This is a genomic window from Flavobacterium soyae (assembly GCF_045348165.1).
In the GTDB taxonomy this organism is placed as follows: Bacteria; Bacteroidota; Bacteroidia; order Flavobacteriales; family Flavobacteriaceae; genus Flavobacterium; species Flavobacterium soyae.
In genome coordinates, this window is sequence record NZ_CP150845.1 from 3,248,168 (window position 1) to 3,267,232 (window position 19,065).

A 19,065-nucleotide genomic window follows, 5' to 3' on the forward strand; every position below is an offset into this window, starting at 1 on the left:
GGAAATTAACGAAAAACGAAGAAATGCAACGCGACGAACAAATTTTTGATCTTATTCTAGAAGAAAAAGATAGACAAATTCACGGATTAGAACTAATTGCTTCAGAAAATTTTGTAAGTGATCAGGTAATGGAAGCAGCCGGGTCTGTTTTAACTAACAAATATGCTGAGGGGTATCCAGGCAAAAGATACTACGGCGGTTGCGAAGTAGTTGACGTTATCGAGCAGATTGCTATTGACAGAGCTAAAGAATTATTTGGTGCTGAATACGCAAACGTACAGCCTCACTCTGGTTCTCAGGCAAATACTGCTGTTTACCATGCTTGTTTAAATCCCGGAGATACTATTTTAGGTTTTGATTTATCTCACGGAGGCCACTTAACTCACGGTTCACCTGTAAACTTTTCAGGACGTTTATACCGTCCGGTTTTTTATGGTGTAGATGCTGAAACTGGTCGTTTAGATTATGATAAAATTCAGGAAATTGCAACTAAAGAACAGCCAAAATTAATCATTGCAGGAGCTTCGGCTTATTCTCGAGATATGGATTTTGCTCGTTTCAGACAAATCGCTGACAGCGTAGGAGCAATTTTATTTGCTGATATTTCTCACCCAGCGGGTCTTATTGCAAAAGGATTATTAAATGACCCAATTCCACATTGTCATATCGTTTCTACAACGACTCACAAAACATTACGCGGACCTCGCGGAGGTTTGATCTTAATGGGGAAAGATTTCGAAAACCCACAAGGATTAAAAACTCCAAAAGGAGAAATCAGAATGATGTCTTCACTATTAGATTTAGCTGTTTTCCCAGGAAACCAAGGCGGGCCTTTAATGCACATTATTGCTGCTAAAGCAGTTGCTTTTGGAGAAGCATTAAAAGACGAATTCTTTACATATGCAATGCAATTACAAAAAAATGCAAATGCAATGGCAGATGCTTTCGTAAAAAGAGGATACAACATTATCTCTGGCGGAACTGATAACCACATGATGCTTATCGACTTAAGAAATAAAAATATTTCTGGTAAAGAAGCTGAAAATGCATTAGTAAAAGCAGAAATTACAGTAAACAAAAACATGGTTCCTTTTGACGATAAATCACCATTTATCACGTCTGGAATTCGTGTTGGAACAGCTGCAATCACAACTCGTGGTTTAGTAGAAAAAGATATGGAAACTATCGTAGCTTTAATCGATAAAGTTCTTACAGATCATACAAACGAAGATGTTATCGAAGAAGTTGCTGAACAAGTAAATGAATTAATGAGCGAAAGACCGATTTTTGCATATTAAAAATTAGTTGTAAAGTCATAAAGTCGAAGGTCGAAAGTCTAAAATGGAATGCGAATTTCTGTGTTTAGTTTTTGATCTTCGATTTTCTTTTTAGTTTTTCTAAATGACTTTATGATATTCGACTTTCAAACTTTAAGACTTAAAAAAATGGGCGTATTAAGACTACAATTGCCAACCGACCCAAGATGGGTAAATATCGTTGAGAAAAACATAGAAGAAATCTTAACAGATCACGCTTGGTGCGAGCAAAAAGCAGCAACAAATGCGATTACGATTATCACCAATAATTCTGAACATCAGGATTTAGTGAAAGATTTACTGGCTTTAGCCAAAGAAGAAATCGATCATTTTGAGCAGGTTCATAATATCATCATTAAAAGAGGATTGAAATTAGGACGTGAACGTAAAGATGAATACGTAAACGAATTGTACCAATACATGAAAAAAAGCGGTGACGGAAGCCGTGTTTCAGGTTTGGTTGAAAGATTATTATTCTCAGCAATGATTGAAGCCAGAAGCTGCGAACGTTTCAAAGTTTTATCTGAAAATATTCAGGACGAAGAATTGGCCGTTTTCTACAGAGAATTAATGGAAAGCGAAGCCGGGCATTACACCACATTTATAACCTACGCAAGAAAATACGGAACAGGAATTGATGTTGAAAAACGCTGGAGAGAATGGCTGGAGTTTGAAGAATCGATTATTAAAAATTACGGAAAAAATGAGACTATTCACGGATAGTTTTAGTTTTGCTTAAAGTTTAAGGTTTCAAGTTTCAAGTTTCAAGTTTTTCATTGGAGCGAGTTTCGACTTCGCTCAACGTGACAAACGTGAAACTTGAAACAAAACATAACAAAAATAAAAATCCGCATCAAATCCGCGCTTTCGCGAAAGCGAATCCGTGTCATCCGTGTACCAATTAAGCGCAAAGTTTAGCAATCTAAAATCTAAATTCTTAAATCTGCAATCTAAAAATTCCTATCTTTGAAAGTAACCAAAATTCAAAGCCATGAGAATAGAAACCGATCTGAAATTAGGATTTAAAGACGTAATGATTCGCCCAAAAAGATCAACGCTCAAAAGCAGATCTGAAGTTTCATTAGAACGAAATTTTAAGTTTTTACACAGCACCTCAGATTGGACAGGAATTCCCATAATGGCCGCCAATATGGATACGGTAGGTACTTTTGAAATGGCTCAGGTTTTGGCAAAAGAAAAGCTTTTCACCGCCATTCATAAACATTACACTTTAGAAGAATGGAATAATTTCCTGAAAAATGTAACGCCGGATTTCTACAATTATATAGCCATAAGTACCGGAACCGGAAAAGAAGATTTTGACAAAATAGGCAAAGTTATTACTTCAAATCCGTTATTGCGATTTATTTGTATTGATGTTGCAAACGGTTATTCAGAACACTTTGTTCAGTTTTTAAAACAAACCCGAAAACAATATCCAGATAAAGTAATTATTGCCGGAAACGTAGTAACTGGCGAAATGGTTGAAGAATTACTTTTGGCTGGTGCCGATATCGTAAAAGTGGGAATTGGACCGGGTTCTGTCTGCACCACACGTGTAAAAACAGGCGTAGGTTATCCGCAGCTTTCTGCCATTATCGAATGTGCCGATGCTGCACACGGCTTAGGCGGCCATATTATAAGTGATGGCGGCTGTTCAACTCCGGGTGATATTGCAAAAGCTTTTGGTGCAGGTTCTGATTTTGTAATGCTGGGCGGAATGCTTGCCGGACATACCGAAAGCGGAGGAAATTTAATCGAAATGAACGGTGAAAAATTCAAACAATTTTACGGAATGAGTTCAGCAACTGCAATGGAAAAACATGTAGGAGGCGTTGCAGAATACAGGGCAAGCGAAGGTAAAACAGTAAAAGTTCCGTTTAAAGGAAATGTTATCGCTACAGTTTTAGACATTTTAGGCGGATTACGAAGCACTTGTACTTATGTTGGTGCCTCAAAATTGAAAGAACTTACCAAACGAACGACTTTCATCCGTGTAAGCGAACAGGAAAATCAGGTTTTTACAAATTAAAAATATCTCAAAATACAATATGATTACTATTTCAGAAGCAGGGGTAAGTGATATTAAAACAATTCAGAAAATCACAAATATTACCTGGCCCATTACTTATGGCAAAATTTTATCGCAAACGCAGTTAGATTATATGTTAGGTTTATTTTATTCTGAAGAAGCTTTAACGAAGCAAATAGAGAATAAAGAACAATTATTTTATCTGATTTCAGACTCAGAATCAACAATTGGATTTATCGGAATTGAGCATAATTATAAAAATGAAGCCATAACCAAAATTCATAAAATCTATCTTTTGCCGGAAACGCAAGGAAAAGGTTACGGAAAAATAGTTTTTGAATCGATTGAAAAACTGGCTTTAGAAAACAATTCAACAGCTCTTTTATTAAACGTAAACCGTTTTAATACAGCATTGAATTTCTATAAAAAACTAGGTTTCGAAATTAAGGAAACTGTTGATATAGAAATTGGAAATGGTTATTTAATGGAAGATTATGTGATGGGGAAAAAGTTTTAATAGAATTGAACGCGGATGACACGGATTTGCTTTGCAAAGACACGGATTTAAACGGATTTAATTTTCAAATTATGATAAAAAAATCAGTTTCATCTGCGCTTTTTCGGAGCAAATCCGTGTCATCCGCGTTCTATTTATTAGAAATTACGTTACAATAACATCATGTTTAAACAACAAACCTTTCAGCTCTTTCAAAGCAAAAACAGCCTTTTTAAGTTTAGTTTTAGATGGATCGATCGTATAATTATAACTCGTTTTAAAATCGGTTTTGTTGGCAATGGCTTTGTCGAATTCGGAACGGTATAAATCACAGTTATCAAAAAGAACACCTGTAAGATCCGCAGCCATAAAATCGACGGCAATTAAACTGCAATTGGTAAATGGCGTTCCTTTTATTTTTAAAGTATAGAATTTTGAAAAGTCCAGAATGCAGTCATTAAAGCGAACTTCAAAAATCAATTTATCACACATGGCGAAATTGACTTCTTTAATTTCGCATCCGTTAAAAGTTACGGTTCTAAAAGCAACATAATTAATTTTGGCTTCGGTGAAAATACAGTCATTAAAAACACAGTCGATAAAAGTAACTGCTAAAAAAGTGCAGGCAGAAAAGTTACAATTATTAAAAACGCAGCATTCGAAATCTTTAAAATTAAGATCGTCTTTGGCATAAATAATCGTATTATATTCTTTATCAAGAAAATATTCGCTCTCTTTTTTCAAGTTTATTTTAAAATTTTTTAAGAGCGAAAAGGTACTAATTTAAGCCAAAATATTAAGTAAAAGTTGTGAACAAAATTTAGAAATTGATGTAGCTTTACGTTTATTTTTTACGTTAAAAACATCAATTTAAATATATGGAATCAACAAGAAAGGAGCATGATTTTTTAGGGGAATTAGAAATTCCGAATCATCTGTACTACGGAATCCAAACTTTTAGAGCGGTAGAAAACTTCAATATTACCGGAATTCCTATTTCAAAAGAACCTTTATTTATTAAAGCTTTAGGTTACGTAAAAAAAGCCGCAGCCTTAGCCAATAAAGATTGTAATGCAATCGATCCAAAAATTGCCGAAGCTATTTGTTACGGAAGCGATCAGGTTATTGCGGGAAAATTTAATGATGAATTTGTAAGTGATTTAATTCAGGGCGGCGCAGGAACTTCTGTAAACATGAATGCCAATGAAGTAATTGCCAATATTGGACTCGAATATCTGGGACATAAAAAAGGCGAATATAACTTTTTGCACCCAAACAATCACGTTAACTGTTCGCAGTCTACAAACGATGCCTATCCCTCGGCATTTAGAATTGCGTTGTATTTAAAAATGGAAAGCTTTATTAAAACTTTTGCCGGTTTAGAAGTAGCTTTTGCAAAGAAAGGAGAAGAGTTTAAAGAAGTTTTAAAAATGGGAAGAACACAGCTGCAAGATGCTGTTCCCATGACTTTAGGACAAGAATTTAAAGCCTACGCCACAACAATTGGAGAAGATATACAACGCTTAAAAAATGCTCAGGAATTATTGCTGGAAATCAATATGGGCGCAACGGCCATTGGAACAAAAGTAAATGCACCAGAAGGTTATCCTGAAATTTGTGTTGCTTACTTAGCTGAAGAAGTTGGAATTCCGTTGACACTTTCACCAGATTTAATCGAAGCAACGGTCGATACCGGAGCTTATGTACAAATTATGGGGACTTTAAAACGTTCTGCCGTTAAGATTTCTAAAATCTGTAACGATTTACGATTGTTGAGTTCAGGGCCTAGAACAGGTTTAAACGAAATTAATTTACCGGCACGCCAGCCAGGTTCATCGATTATGCCGGGTAAAGTAAATCCGGTAATTCCAGAAGTCGTAAACCAAACTTGTTTTTATGTAATTGGCCAGGATTTAACCGTTACAATGGCGGCAGAAGCAGGACAATTGCAATTGAATGTAATGGAACCCGTTATTGCTTTTGCGATGTTTACATCTTTAGATTATCTTTCAAATGCTATTCAAACCTTAATTGATAAATGCATTAACGGAATCACGGCAAATGTTGATCACTGTTATAATATGGTCATGAACAGCATAGGAATCGTTACGCAGTTAAACCCAATTATTGGTTATGAAGAAAGTGCGAGTATAGCGGGCGAGGCTTTAAAAACAAACAAAAGTGTACATCAAATTGCGGTTTTAGAAAGAAAGCTGATTACACAGGAAAAATGGAATGAAATCTATTCTTTAGAAAATTTAATACATCCAAAATTTATCACAAAGTAAAATTGCTATAAAAAATATAATAACAAGCCGTCAATTTACTGACGGCTTTTTTTATGATGTTTTGTGTTTTGTTTGATTTAAGTTGTTGTAAAATGGGATAATGTTGCTTTAGTTTTTATAATTTTTTTATGGTTGAATTGTTCTGAGTGATCTGAGTTTTATGTTGATAAAGAAATTAAAAAACATAAAATGGTTATTTAGAGACTGTTATTATTATGTAAGATAATTAATATTTTTTAGTGTTATTATTATAAGAAAATACATATATTTGTAATGTAAATTAAACTTTTAAAAAATTAAAATTATGAAAAAATGCGGTTTATTATTAGTAGTTTTTATGTCTGCAATTATGATGAAAGCTCAAGAGGCAAAATCTGTTTCTCTTAATTTATATGGGAGTTACAATTTTGCAGATACTATTGATTATGATGGTTACTCTGCAAAAATTGAAGATGGTTTTCAATATGGAGCTGGTGTAGAATACTTTTTTTTGACAAATAACTCTATCGAATTAAAGTATTTAAGAAACGATACTAAAATTCCATTTTATGGCCCTCTTGGTAATCAATTAAATGCTGGTGATGAAAAAGCGGCATTTAACTATATTTTTCTAGATGGAACTCATTATTTTGAGACTGGTGGAAAAATGTTACCTTATTTAGGTGGTGGAATTGGTGTAGGAATTACAGAAATGCCTCAAGATAACGGAGGAACTTATTTTGCATGGAATATTAAAGGAGGTGTAAAAATCAAAACAGCTTCTGCAGTATCTGTAAATCTTAATGCATACCTTCAATCAATGTCTGCAGCTGTAGGTAACAGTTATTACTGGACTTACTACGGACCTGTTGGAGTACAAGATTACGTAAGTACATACCAATTTGGATTAGGGGCAGTTTTTAGCTTTAATTTTAAAAACTAAGCAAACCTAAATTTATTTTTAGCAAGAAAAAAAAGTCGTCAGTTTTATTGACGGCTTTTTTATTGTAAAAAAAATTGCAATAAAAAAAGATTGGCAGCAAATTAGCCTTAGTTAGTATAAATTAAATTAAATAATGCAGTACATCGTTTTGTAAAATATTGAAAATAAGAGTTATATTTACAATAGGATTGGGTAGTAATTAAAAAAGCTTAACTTGATAATGGTGAAATTCTTCAGAAATACAAGTTTTCAGCATAAAATTAAAATCGCAGTTCTGCTTTTTCTATTTCCATTATTTCTAGCAGCCCAAAGTCAAACAAATTCTCAAAACAAAGAAATTTGTCCTCCTAAAACTATTTTAGAAATCTTTAAAAAAACGGATTCTACATTAGTTGTTAAACCTACAAAAAACAATTTTTTTCTTGTAATTCCCGCAATTGGTTCACAACCCGCAACCGGATTCTTTTTTGGTGCCGTTGCGCAATATACTTTCAAAGGAAAACAAGAATCAGATAAATATTCAGTAGCTAATTTGGGTATAACCTATACCGTAAAAAAGCAATGGCTGATTAATGTCAAAAACAATATTCTGCTAAAAAATAACCAAATATTTTTAAGCGGCGATTACAGGCTTTATATATTCTCACAGCCAAACTACGGACTCGGAACAGATATAATTCCGCCTCATCGCGATCAGCAACCCGGTTTTAGTATCGATTCATTGGCTCAGGAAATGGATTATAATTATTTCAAATTTCATCAAACTGCTTCTTTTGAAGTAAGAAAGAATTTTTATGTAGGTGCAGGAATCAATATTGATTGGTACACCAATATAAAAGATAAAGAACTGGATGTTGAAAACGGAAATCTAACTTATCACTACAATTATAATCAGGAACATGGTTTTGATAATTCAGAATATTTTTTAACCGGAGTAAGTTTTAATATGGTTTACGATTCGAGAGACAATCAGGTAAATTCTTCACGGGGCTGGTTTGCCAATATCAATTATCGTTTTAATCCGGTATTTTTTGATAATCAAAAATACAGCAACGTTTTATATGCAGAATATCGAAATTTTATTCCGCTTTCGCAGAAAAATCCTCGATACATCCTCGGAATCTGGGCTTACGGACAGTTTGTAACAAGAGGAGATGTTCCGTATTTAAATCTGCCCGCAATTGGCTGGGACCAGCGAAGCAGGAGTGGAGAAGGTTATACACAGGGATTATTTAGAGGAAACGGACTTGTATATCTTTCAACAGAATTTCGGTTTCCTATAACCTGTAATCAAATGTTTAGCGGCACCGTTTTTACCAATTTTGTAACCGCAAGTAATGACGATAATAATGTATCTCTTTTTCATGCCATTCAACCTGCAGCCGGCCTTGGTCTTAGAATACTAATTGATAAAAAAACACGTACCAACTTGATTGTCGATAATGCGTGGGGAAATAATTCTAAAGGATTTTATCTAAATGCTGGAGAAACTTTTTGATGTTTGTTTTGTTAAGTATTTGATATGATGAATTTTATGTTTTAAAAATGTAAGAATTTACAAGAAAAAACTTAAATTTGACGTACAATTTAACTTTCAAATATGTGATTTATGAAACAGTACAGTTTATTATTAGTTGTATTCCTGTCGACGATAGGAATGCAGGCTCAGGATGCAAGGTCTTTTTCGCTTAATTTGTATGGCGGCTATAATTTTTCAGACGAGCTGGATTATGACGGTTATTCTGCAACAATTGAAGATGGTTTTCAATATGGAGCAGGATTTGAGTATTTCTTTTCAACAAATAATTCAGTTGAGTTAAAGTATTTAAGATCAGATGTAAAAATACCTTTTTATGGTCTGGCAGGAAATCAATTAAATGCCGGAAATGATAAAGGTGCCTTTAATTTTATCTTAGCAGATTTTACTCATTATTTTGATACAGGGTCAAATTTATTGCCTTATTTGGGAGCTGGAGCAGGAGTTAGTATTTTAGAAACACCTCAGGGTGGAAGCGGTACTTATTTTGGCTGGGACGTAAAAGGCGGGGTAAAGATTAAAACTGCTTCGACCGTTTCTGTAAATATTAACGCTTATCTACAATCGATGTCGGCAGCCGTTGGAGAGAGTTATTACTGGACGTATATTGGACCAGTTGCGGTTGATGATTATGTTTCGACTTTTCAATTTGGACTTGGAGCAGTATTGAGTTTTAACTTTAAAAATTAGAAAGAATAATATTTAACACATAGAAACATAGATTCATGTATTAATTGAATAAAGAATAAAATAAATGACAAATCATTTTACACATAGCCTATGTTTGTTAATACAAGTGAAACGCCTTTAAGCAGCCGCAAAATCTATCTCGAGGCTTCGGGCAATGTCATTAAGTTAAGCTTTTAGAAAATAAAATTACTGCAAATCAAATCCGTGTTTATCCGCGTTTTTACGAAGTAAATCTGTTTTATCCGCGTCACAATTAGACGCTGATTTTACTGATTCGCTAAAGCGAAAACGCTGATAAAAACTGATTTTTCTAATGACTTTCTTAATTAAACTGTTAAGTAATTTTATAGATTTCCTCTTAACTTAATGACATTGCCCGGAGGGACTATGTGTTTAATTATAAGACATAATAAGTGTAACTTTATAAGTAAAAATTGGCAGCTAGATAAAGCTGCTTTTTTTATGCTTCAATATAAATGTTCATAATTAAATCATAATTTATAACTATTATGAATAAGATTTTTGAACTCAATCCTTATTTTTGTTGTATATACAAATTAATATGAAGTTACTAATAGTCGAAGACGAACCCAATCTTTTATCGATTTTAAGGAAAGGATTTGCCGAAAACAACAACGAAGTAAGTGTGGCTCTAGATGGCAAAACTGCCCTTGAAATGATTCACAATTATAACTTTGATGTTGTTATTTTAGACGTTATGTTACCGGATATTAACGGAATCGAGATTTGCCGCAGACTTCGCGCCGGCAAAAATTTTGTTCCCATTTTACTTTTAACAGCGCTGGGAACTTCAGAAAACATTGTAACCGGTCTTAATTCCGGTGCCGATGATTATTTAGTAAAGCCTTTTAAATTTGGTGAACTTGATGCAAGAGTAAATGCTTTACACCGAAGAGCACATCAGGAAACCGATAAAATTGATGTAATTACAATTGGCGATTTAGAAATAAACGGCCGTGCCAAAACGGTAAAAAGAGATGGAGAATCGATAATTTTAACGGCAAAAGAGTTTAAATTACTGTATTATCTGGGAAAAAATGCCGGAAGAATTGTTTCTCGAGACCAAATTTTAGATAACGTTTGGGATATTAATTTTGATATGAATACCAATGTTGTTGATGTATATATTACATATTTAAGAAAGAAAGTTGATAAACCTTTTAAAACCAAACTTATTCATACCATGAAAGGTTTAGGTTATGTTATAAAGCCATAGAATGGATATTAGAAAAAAAATTACTTTTACCTATGTAGCACTTTCTACTTTTAGTACATTGCTGCTGAGTATCATAGTATTCGTTTTATTTAGAGAAAATAACCGTTACCATTTCTTAAAAAGGTTAGAAGACCGTGCAAAAATTGTAGCTTCAATTCACTTTCAGCACGATCCCGAAAAAATCAAATACTATAGAAATTTAAAGAAAAACGGACTGGAAGAACTTATTGAAGAAGAAGAATATGTTCTTAAAATAAACAGCGCCAATAGTTTTGATTACAACACAAAACTAAATCTCCCTAACAAGTTTTATTCTAATATTCTCGCAACAGGAAAAGATTACTTTGAGGTAAACAGTAAATATTATCTAGGTCAGGTTTTTACAGAAAGCAGTCAAAAGTACATTGTAATTATTGGTGCACGCGATCGTCGCGGAAAAACAACGTCTATATATATTATAAAAATATTACTTTTTGGAGGCATAGGTTTTATACTTCTGGCTTTCTTTTTAGGTCGTTTTCTGGCAAAAAAAGTTATAAATCCGGTAGCAAGAATTACCAAAGAAGTTAACAGAATCAGTGCATCAAATCTTCACAATAGATTACCGGCCGTTAAAAACTCTGATGAAATTTCAGATTTGACAAAGACTTTCAATGATATGTTAGACCGGCTGGAAACATCATTTGAAATTCAGGCAAACTTCATAAATAATGCTTCGCACGAGTTAAAAACACCAATAACAACCATAATTGCCGAGGCAGAAATTATGCTTCTAAAAGAACGTGAAGTAGCAGAATATGTAGAATCATTGCAAAATATTTACAGTCAGGCATCAAGATTAGGAAACCTGACCGAAAGCTTATTAAAATTGACACAAACCGGTTACGACGGAAATAAACAAGTTCTGGATATTGCCAGGATCGACGAACTGTTATTAGAGGTAAAATCAGATCTAGATAAAATTTATCCTGATAATCGAGTCAGCATCAAAATGAATTTTGCACCAAAAGATTCTAATTTGCTTTTAATTCCGTGTAATAAACCGCTTTTAGAACTGGCGGTCAACAACATTATTACCAACGGCGTAAAATATTCAGATAATAATGAAGTATTTGTAACCCTTTCTGCCAATCAGGATGCGATTAAAATTTCGATTAACGATATCGGTATTGGTATTCCGCCAGAAGATATTCCGCATTTGTACGAACCTTTCTTTAGAGGAAAAATTGCGGCCAAATATATTGGTTACGGTTTAGGATTGCCGCTGGCTTCTAAAATCATTCGTATGCACGATGGCGAAATACAAGTACAGTCTGAACAAAACAAAGGAACAATCGTAACGATCATCTTTAAAAAGATAAACCCTAAAAAGGCCAACATTAAAAAATCTAATGTTGAATCTTAGAAAATTCTAATTTAAGATTAATACCCTTCTAATTTACAGCCCCTTATTTTGTATGTATAAACTAAAAGATTATACATATGAAAAATTTCCTAATACCCACAACTTTAAAAGATGATACAATTTCTGCTGTAAAATCAGCAATTTGTCAGGCAAAAGAAGCTGACTGTGAAATTGTTTTAATGATGGTTTCTGATGTTCCGGATGCATTTTCATCATCTAATTTTTTACGCGAAATGAGAGCTGGACTTACCAAAAGTCAGGAAGAAGTTCTCGAAACCTGCAGATATATGATTGATCATACAAAAAACTGCAAAATTAAAATTCACAATCAATACGGACTTTCGTCTCCAATTTTTAGAGGAATAATTGAACATTTTGCTGTAAAATTAGTCATTTTAACGCATTCTTATAAACAGGAAACTAAACGCATTCATCAATATTTAGTGCAATTAGCGGCAAATCAAAAATGCCCGATTCTGCATTTAGGAAACGATTTTAAAGAAGATTTTACAAAAGCACTTTATATAGAAAACAGCGCTGCAAATGTTCATGTAAAAGATGTACAGCAGTTTTTAAATGAAAATTTCTCATATGAAATTGTAAGCCAGACTTCAAGAGTGGATGATAATTACGAAGCAGCTGCACCTTATTTGACCGAAGCTATTTCAAAATATGAAATTGACCTTTTGGTAGAAACCCGAAAAGGAGAAAAAATCAAATTTAAAAAAGTAAAAAAACAAAATATTAATGAAAAACTGGGGCTTCCGGTACTTTCATTGTATGAAGAAACAGTTTAAGTAATTGATAATTGATTCTAAGACTAATTACTATTCACTAAGGACTAAAAAAATAATTTAAAACCGAAAATATGTTATTAAAGAAAAGAATACCAATGAAATACGTTCTCGGGAAAATTAAAATAGAAATTGCTCTCGTACTGGCTTATACCATATTATTTGAAATATTTCATCATTATTTTATCAACCTTCCTGTAGATATCCCAATTGCGATTCCAACCATGATTGGAACCATTATTTCCTTATTATTAGCCTTTAAGTCTAATCAGGCTTACGACCGCTGGTGGGAAGCACGAATTGTTTGGGGAGCAGTTGTAAACGATTCAAGAACCTTAATACGTCAGGTACTGACATTTTATAAAGACCCTGATTTTTCTGTTGAAGCAAGCGAATTCAAAGAGAACTTTGCAAAAAGACAAATCGCATGGTGTTATAGTTTAGGTCAGGCACTTCGAAATAAAGATGCCATAAAACCCTTAAAAGGTTTAATGAGTGAAGATGAAATTAAATACATCAAGAACCATCAAAATGTTCCAAATGCCATTTTAATGCTTCACGCACGTGACCTTAGAAATGCTAAAAACGAGAAAAAAATCAACATGTACCAGCAAGTTGAAATCGATAATACATTATCGCGATTATGTGATGAAATGGGTAAATGTGAGAGAATCAAGAACACGATTTTTCCAACGACTTACAGTATGTATATTAGATTAACCCTGTGTTTGTTTATTTTCTTACTGCCTTTTGGGTTAACAAGTGTATTAAGCTGGTTTGCTATTCCGTTGATTACTGCAATTGCAGCTGCTTTCTTTTTGATCGAAAGAATGGCGATACATTTGCAAGATCCGTTTGAAAACAGGCCAACAGATACGCCGGTTACATCAATTGCAAACACAATTGAAAAAAATATCAAACAAATGCTGAACGAATATCAAAGCGAATTTGATATCCTGAAAGAATTCCACTTAGACGACGAACCTAAGAAAATCGAAAAAGACGCTTATTTCGTGTTATAAGATTTTAATTTTGGTCTTCTTTAATTGTTGGCTGGACAGTGTATTGGTTAACGCTGTCCAGTCTTTTTTTTGAAGTTGCTAAGATTCTAAGCTGCTAAGGTTCTGAGTTTTTTATTTTAAAAGCAATAGTTTGTCATTTCGAGGAACGAGAAATCGCACTCGTAAATCGACAAAGATTAGCAAATATCTGTGCGGAGTTTCTAGTGTGATTTCTCGTTCCTCGAAATGACAAACTAATCGTGAAGACAAACTTTATAACTGTTTCGCAGCCAATCTCCCCAAAGTTCGAATAGATTCCCGCAATTCATTACTCCACGGAAGCCCAAAACTCAAACGCATACAATTCGAAAACTGATTTTGAAAAGAGAAAATCCTTCCCGGCGCAATGCTGATATTATGTTTTAAAGCCAAATGGTAAAAAGCAGCCGTATCAATTTTTTGATCTAATTCGACCCAAAGAAAAAATCCGCCTTGTGGTTGACTTACTTTTGTTCCTGCCGGAAAAGATTCTAAAACCGTATTGATATAATTATTGCAGTTGCGGTTAAGGATTTGACGAATTTTACGAAGATGATTTTCATAACGTCCGTTTTTCAAAAAATCACCCACAACTTCGTGCGTAATAGTAGGCGAGGAGATCGTATGATATAATTTTGTCCTTAAAACTTCTTTTTTAAATTTCCCAGGAGAAACCCAGCCAACACGATATCCTGGTGCCAAAGATTTAGAAACCGAACTGCAGCAAAGCACAATGCCGCTTTCATCATATGTTTTGCAATTCGTTGGCCGGCTTGCGCCAAAGTACAAATCGCCGTGAATATCATCTTCGATTAACGGAACATTATAAAAATCCATTAAGCGAACAATTTCTTTTTTATGTTCATTTGGCATCATGCTTCCAGACGGATTGCTGAAATTACTCATCAAAACACAGGCTTTTACCTTATTGGCTGCAAGCGTTTTTTTAACCGCTTCCAGTTCAATTCCCGTTGTCATGTTCGTTGGAAGTTCCATCACATGTAAACCTAAAGAACTGGCCAATTGCAGAATTCCAAAATAAACCGGACTTTCGGTAATAATCGTATCTCCCGGTTTTGTCAGAGTCAATAAACAATCAGAAATGGCAGAAATACAACCCGGAGTGGTAATAATATCCTCTTCCGTCAAAGAACCGCCCCAGGTAAAAGACCAGCGTGCGATTTCTTTTCGCAAATTGCTGTTTCCCTGAATTTCCTCATAACTCGTACCGCTGTTTGGTAATTGCCGCATCGCCTGAACCATTCCTTTATTTAGTTTAGCAATAGGAAGTAATTCATTTGAAGGAAAACCAAGCGAAAGCATCGTTAAGTTTTTTTTGCGCATATCGCCATAAACCAAATCGACTAAATCTTCGCGTTCAATGTTTTCAACGGTTAAAATTGGCGTACTTGCAGAAGGTTCTGCAATTATGCGTGCCGAAATATTACTCACATAATAACCAGACTGCGGGCGGGATTCAATCAGCGATCTACTTTCAACTTCATAATACGCTTTACTTACCGTACTCATGCTGTAACCCGTTTCTGCACAGACTTCCCGTATCGAAGGCAGTTTGTCTCCAACACTTAAAAGCCCTGATTTTATCTGATTTTCGATAACATCGGCAAACTGTAAATACAAGTAATTTGAACTCTTCATGAAAACAAACTGTTATGCTGCAATTTACAAAAACTGTATCTGTATTGCTATTTTATTTTTTAGAAATTTGTTTCATCAAAAAAGTAAAAAAGATACTGTCGTGAAAACAACAAAATATTATATTGCTGCCATTACCTGTTTTGTAATCTGGGGATTTTTCAGTTTGGTTTTAAAGCCAATACATGACTACCCTTCATTAGATATTTTATTCTATCGTGTTTTCAGCTGCAGCATTTTAATGCTCCTGATTTCTGTTACATTTAGACGAAAAAAAGTCAAAGAAGCGATAGCAGTTTTTAAAGCAATGCCAAAAGCTGAAAAAAGAAAATCGACTCTGCTAAACATTGGCGGAAGCGTTTTTTTAATGGCCAATTGGTTCACGTTTATTTACGTTATGAATCATGTCAGCGTAAAAGCCACATCTTTGGCTTATTTAGTCTGTCCAATTTTAACCACATTGCTTGCTTATTTTATTTTGCACGAAAAACTAAGTAAAACACAATGGATTGCAGTTGGATTAAGTATTTCCGGCTGTCTGCTTTTGTCTTATGCAAACATAATGGATATGTTTTTCAGCATCATAATTGGCTTTACGTATGCATCTTATTTAGTAAGCCAGCGTGTTAACAAAGGTTTTGATAAATTTATAGTCCTGACGTTTCATATTACTTTGGCAGCTTTATTTTTAGTGCCTTTTTTCCCAGCTTACAGCGGACCAATTCCAACAGAATTTAGGTTTTATTTCTGTATCGAAACTATTGCTATTTTGTTTACCATTTTTCCCTTGTTTCTTAATTTATATGCGCTTTCAGGAATAAATTCTTCAACCGTTGGAATGCTTTTAAACATCAATCCAATGATTGCTTTTCTTCTGGCCATGTTTTTTTATAAAGAACCATTTGGTATTGTACAAATTATAGCATACGGCATTATTTTTATTGCAGTCTTAGTTTTTAATTCACATCATATTTTTGCCATAAAACAAAAATATATCCTGTCGTCTAAAGATTCTCAATAAAGTAACTCTTGTATTTTTATTGGTTTAAATGTAAAATTACGAGAATCTTAACAGGGGTTTAAAACAGGAATGAGTATTTTTCATTCCTGTTTTTTTATGCAGTAAAATGAAATATAGGCCACAGATTATACGGATTAAAAGGATTATTTTCTTTGTGTAGAAAGTTTGCCACGAATTACACTAATTTTCACGAATTCAATTGATTAAAGAATCACTATAAAAAAAAATTCGTGTAATTCGTGGCTAAAAAAAATCCCTTTAATCCTTTTAATCTGTGGCAAAAAAAATTAAAACCGAATCTCTATTATATGAAACCAGCAAAACTTCAAGCTTTTACTCCATTGTTTTATTTAGTGTGGTCTGATGATCTTTTAACTCAAAAAGAATTTGCCACATTACAAGAATTTATAAAATCTCAAAAGGCCCTTTCACTTGAAGAACAGGAATATCTTCTCTCTAAAGTTGATATTTCAAATCCGCCATTGCGAAATGAATTGGCACAATGGAAACTGGATATTGAAAAAAGTATTCAGGATAAATCATCCATAAAATCAATTTTTGATATTGCTGCAGCACTTTCAGATAAAGATCTGGACATTTCATCATTAGAATCAGATTTTACAAAACTCGAAAATGACCTTGGAATTTTAGGTGAAGAAGCACTTCAAAACTTTAAAACAAAAGCAGATTCTTTTACCGCAAATTCGCAGACAACAAGCAATTTTGATATCCAAAAAGTAACCGAATTTTTGGACGGAAAAGAAGCTCACATCATAAAAAAAGTAAAATCAATTATTTCAAGACCTGAATTTGCTTACGAAACTTCGACAGATATTAATGTTTTTCGTCAAAAGGTTTACAACTGGTGTAAAATTTTAGCCGATGAAAACCTGGGAAACATGGCCTATCCGAAGGAATACGGCGGAGGAGGAAATGTAGAAGATTATTTTGCAATTATGGAAACGCTGAGTTATCACGATTTAAGTTTGGTGATAAAATTTGGCGTTCAGTTTGGACTTTGGGGAATGAGCGTTCAGTCTCTCGGAACCGAAAAACATTATGCAAAATATTTAAAAGATATTGGTTCTTTAAAACTTCCGGGTTGTTTCGCCATGACCGAAACACATCACGGATCTAACGTAAAAGGTTTAGAAACTACAGCAACATACAATCATAATAATAAAACGTTTACAATTCATACGCCAGACAAAAATGCTCAAAAAGAATATATCGGGAATGCAGCAGTTCACGGACAAATGGCAACTGTTTTTGCTAAACTAATTATCGACGATCATGATTATGGCGTAAACGCTTTTGTAGTTCCGTTAAGAGATACAAACGGAAATACAATAAATGGCGTTACAATTGGTGACTGCGGGCATAAAATGGGATTAAACGGTGTAGATAACGGAACTATCAGCTTTGATAATGTTGTGATTCCGAAAGAAAATATGCTGGATCGTTTCGCATCTGTTAATGATAAAGGAGAATTCGAAAGTCCAATTCCGAGTGACAACAGAAGGTTTTTTACCATGTTAGGAACTTTGGTAGGAGGAAGAATCGGGATTCCGCGTTCGGCATTGGCAGCAGCCAAATCGGGATTAACGATTGCCATTCGCTATAGTGATCAACGCCGACAATTTGGCCCTGAAGGCGGATCAGAAGTTCCAATTTTAAATTACAGAATGCACCAACGCAGATTATTACCACATTTAGCAAAAACTTACGCTGTTCATTTTGCGCTTCAATACCTAACCAAAAGATTTTTGAATAGGACAGAAACCGAAATGCAGGAAATAGAAGCTCTTGCAGCTGGAATGAAATCGTACTCAACATGGAGTACAAGAGATATTTTGCAGGAATGCCGTGAAGCTTGCGGTGGTAAAGGTTATTTATCTGAAAACCGAATCAATGCTTTAAAAAATGATACCGAAATTTATACCACTTTTGAAGGTGATAATACTGTTTTAATGCAGTTGGTAGCCAAAAACCGTTTATCTGAATTTAGAAAAGCTTTTGGAAAAATGGGCTCTTTGGGAATTATCAACTATGTCTATGAAAATGCCAAAACGGCCATTACAGAAAAAAATCCAATTGCGACAAGAAGAACTGATGAAGAACATTTGCTTGATGGCGAATTTCATCTGCAGGCTTTTGTACACAGAGAAAAAACAATTCTGGCTTCGGCAGCAAGACGTATCAAAAAACTGGTTGATGGCGGTTTAGAAGCTTATGATGCTTTTAATGTTGTTCAGCATCAAATGATAGATGTTGCGCAGGCTTATTTGGAGCGTATTGTTTTAGAACAATTTCAGGAAGCAATTAAGGAAATCAAAGATGAAAATTCAAAACTAATATTGACCAAATTATATCAATTATATGCGCTTTCGCAGATAGAAAAAAACAAAGGATGGTATCTTGAAGATGGTTATATGGAAGCGGTAAAAACTAAAGCGGTTCGTAAACTGGTTAATCAGCTTTGCTGGAATATTCGTCCGGATGCTGTGGCATTGGTAAACGCTTTTGATATTCCGGAGAGTTGTTTGGCGGCGCCAATTGCGGTGTAGTTTTTTAAACATTTTTTAAATCATATAAGTGATATAAGGTTTATAATTTTTTAGAAGAACTTTG

At 34.1% G+C, this 19,065-nt stretch carries 16 protein-coding genes; 14 read left to right on the plus strand and 2 right to left on the minus strand.

Annotated elements, in window-relative coordinates; translation table 11 throughout:
- The first annotated feature begins 23 nt into the window (after positions 1 to 23).
- From glyA to AABD74_RS13970, 4 genes are all read left to right on the plus strand, one after another.
- Complete coding sequence (glyA, locus tag AABD74_RS13955) at positions 24 to 1,298, plus strand: serine hydroxymethyltransferase (protein ID WP_073482052.1); 1,275 nt, start codon at positions 24 to 26, stop codon at positions 1,296 to 1,298.
- A 147-nt stretch (positions 1,299 to 1,445) separates the two neighbouring features.
- Positions 1,446 to 2,039, plus strand: a complete 594-nt coding sequence (locus AABD74_RS13960; RefSeq protein ID WP_053472194.1) for a tRNA-(ms[2]io[6]A)-hydroxylase — start codon at positions 1,446 to 1,448, stop codon at positions 2,037 to 2,039.
- A 268-nt stretch (positions 2,040 to 2,307) separates the two neighbouring features.
- Positions 2,308 to 3,348 carry a GMP reductase gene (locus AABD74_RS13965; protein WP_406843234.1) on the plus strand — a complete coding sequence of 347 codons (1,041 nt, stop codon included), beginning with the start codon at positions 2,308 to 2,310 and terminating at the stop codon, positions 3,346 to 3,348.
- A 19-nt stretch (positions 3,349 to 3,367) separates the two neighbouring features.
- Positions 3,368 to 3,865 (plus strand): GNAT family N-acetyltransferase, encoded by a 498-nt coding sequence (locus tag AABD74_RS13970; RefSeq protein WP_406843235.1) that lies wholly within the window; start codon positions 3,368 to 3,370, stop codon positions 3,863 to 3,865.
- A gap of 144 nt (positions 3,866 to 4,009) precedes the next feature.
- Here AABD74_RS13970 and AABD74_RS13975 read toward each other — a convergent pair whose 3' ends face one another.
- Entirely contained in the window at positions 4,010 to 4,588 is a 579-nt protein-coding gene (locus tag AABD74_RS13975) for a pentapeptide repeat-containing protein (protein WP_232682070.1), read from the minus strand.
- Between the two features lie 134 nt (positions 4,589 to 4,722).
- Between AABD74_RS13975 and aspA the strand changes: the two genes are divergently transcribed.
- From aspA to AABD74_RS14015, 8 genes are all read left to right on the plus strand, one after another.
- Complete coding sequence (aspA, locus tag AABD74_RS13980; RefSeq protein WP_406843236.1) at positions 4,723 to 6,132, plus strand: aspartate ammonia-lyase; 1,410 nt, start codon at positions 4,723 to 4,725, stop codon at positions 6,130 to 6,132.
- 304 nt (positions 6,133 to 6,436) lie between these two features.
- Positions 6,437 to 7,054: an outer membrane beta-barrel protein gene (locus AABD74_RS13985; protein ID WP_232682068.1), complete on the plus strand. Its 618-nt coding sequence runs from the start codon at positions 6,437 to 6,439 to the stop codon at positions 7,052 to 7,054.
- A 220-nt stretch (positions 7,055 to 7,274) separates the two neighbouring features.
- Positions 7,275 to 8,552: a BamA/TamA family outer membrane protein gene (locus tag AABD74_RS13990; RefSeq protein ID WP_406843237.1), complete on the plus strand. Its 1,278-nt coding sequence runs from the start codon at positions 7,275 to 7,277 to the stop codon at positions 8,550 to 8,552.
- 111 nt (positions 8,553 to 8,663) lie between these two features.
- Positions 8,664 to 9,281 (plus strand): outer membrane beta-barrel protein, encoded by a 618-nt coding sequence (locus AABD74_RS13995; RefSeq protein ID WP_406843238.1) that lies wholly within the window; start codon positions 8,664 to 8,666, stop codon positions 9,279 to 9,281.
- A gap of 562 nt (positions 9,282 to 9,843) precedes the next feature.
- Positions 9,844 to 10,518, plus strand: coding sequence for a response regulator transcription factor (locus AABD74_RS14000; protein WP_232682065.1), 675 nt, complete (start codon positions 9,844 to 9,846; stop codon positions 10,516 to 10,518).
- Between the two features lies 1 nt (position 10,519).
- Positions 10,520 to 11,923, plus strand: coding sequence for an ATP-binding protein (locus tag AABD74_RS14005; protein WP_406843239.1), 1,404 nt, complete (start codon positions 10,520 to 10,522; stop codon positions 11,921 to 11,923).
- Between the two features lie 77 nt (positions 11,924 to 12,000).
- On the plus strand, positions 12,001 to 12,720 hold the full coding sequence (locus AABD74_RS14010; protein WP_406843240.1) for a hypothetical protein: 720 nt from the start codon (positions 12,001 to 12,003) through the stop codon (positions 12,718 to 12,720).
- Positions 12,721 to 12,791: 71 nt separating this feature from the next.
- The gene (locus AABD74_RS14015) at positions 12,792 to 13,739 is read left to right on the plus strand and encodes a bestrophin family protein (RefSeq protein ID WP_406843241.1); all 948 of its coding nucleotides are present in this window, start codon (positions 12,792 to 12,794) and stop codon (positions 13,737 to 13,739) included.
- A gap of 252 nt (positions 13,740 to 13,991) precedes the next feature.
- On the opposite strand, the gene AABD74_RS14020 is transcribed toward AABD74_RS14015, so the two are convergent.
- Complete coding sequence (locus AABD74_RS14020) at positions 13,992 to 15,416, minus strand: PLP-dependent aminotransferase family protein (RefSeq protein WP_406843242.1); 1,425 nt, start codon at positions 15,414 to 15,416, stop codon at positions 13,992 to 13,994.
- Positions 15,417 to 15,516: 100 nt separating this feature from the next.
- Between AABD74_RS14020 and AABD74_RS14025 the strand changes: the two genes are divergently transcribed.
- Together AABD74_RS14025 and AABD74_RS14030 are read left to right on the plus strand one after the other, a co-directional pair.
- Positions 15,517 to 16,434: an EamA family transporter gene (locus tag AABD74_RS14025; protein WP_232682059.1), complete on the plus strand. Its 918-nt coding sequence runs from the start codon at positions 15,517 to 15,519 to the stop codon at positions 16,432 to 16,434.
- Between the two features lie 308 nt (positions 16,435 to 16,742).
- Positions 16,743 to 19,001 carry an acyl-CoA dehydrogenase gene (locus AABD74_RS14030; protein WP_406843243.1) on the plus strand — a complete coding sequence of 753 codons (2,259 nt, stop codon included), beginning with the start codon at positions 16,743 to 16,745 and terminating at the stop codon, positions 18,999 to 19,001.
- Positions 19,002 to 19,065 lie beyond the last annotated feature (64 nt).

What these genes read in the sequence shown, in the direction of transcription:
- AABD74_RS14000 (WP_232682065.1), top strand. Translation starts at nt 9,844, where the DNA reads ATGAAGTTACTAATAGTCGAAGACGAACCCAATCTTTTATCGATTTTA.
- AABD74_RS14010 (WP_406843240.1), top strand. Translation starts at nt 12,001, where the DNA reads ATGAAAAATTTCCTAATACCCACAACTTTAAAAGATGATACAATTTCT.
- AABD74_RS13995 (WP_406843238.1), top strand. Translation starts at nt 8,664, where the DNA reads ATGAAACAGTACAGTTTATTATTAGTTGTATTCCTGTCGACGATAGGA.
- AABD74_RS13960 (WP_053472194.1), top strand. Translation starts at nt 1,446, where the DNA reads ATGGGCGTATTAAGACTACAATTGCCAACCGACCCAAGATGGGTAAAT.
- glyA (WP_073482052.1), top strand. Translation starts at nt 24, where the DNA reads ATGCAACGCGACGAACAAATTTTTGATCTTATTCTAGAAGAAAAAGAT.
- AABD74_RS13970 (WP_406843235.1), top strand. Translation starts at nt 3,368, where the DNA reads ATGATTACTATTTCAGAAGCAGGGGTAAGTGATATTAAAACAATTCAG.
- AABD74_RS13985 (WP_232682068.1), top strand. Translation starts at nt 6,437, where the DNA reads ATGAAAAAATGCGGTTTATTATTAGTAGTTTTTATGTCTGCAATTATG.
- AABD74_RS14030 (WP_406843243.1), top strand. Translation starts at nt 16,743, where the DNA reads ATGAAACCAGCAAAACTTCAAGCTTTTACTCCATTGTTTTATTTAGTG.
- AABD74_RS13965 (WP_406843234.1), top strand. Translation starts at nt 2,308, where the DNA reads ATGAGAATAGAAACCGATCTGAAATTAGGATTTAAAGACGTAATGATT.
- AABD74_RS14020 (WP_406843242.1), bottom strand. Translation starts at nt 15,416, where the DNA reads ATGAAGAGTTCAAATTACTTGTATTTACAGTTTGCCGATGTTATCGAA.
- aspA (WP_406843236.1), top strand. Translation starts at nt 4,723, where the DNA reads ATGGAATCAACAAGAAAGGAGCATGATTTTTTAGGGGAATTAGAAATT.
- AABD74_RS13990 (WP_406843237.1), top strand. Translation starts at nt 7,275, where the DNA reads ATGGTGAAATTCTTCAGAAATACAAGTTTTCAGCATAAAATTAAAATC.
- AABD74_RS14005 (WP_406843239.1), top strand. Translation starts at nt 10,520, where the DNA reads ATGGATATTAGAAAAAAAATTACTTTTACCTATGTAGCACTTTCTACT.
- AABD74_RS14015 (WP_406843241.1), top strand. Translation starts at nt 12,792, where the DNA reads ATGTTATTAAAGAAAAGAATACCAATGAAATACGTTCTCGGGAAAATT.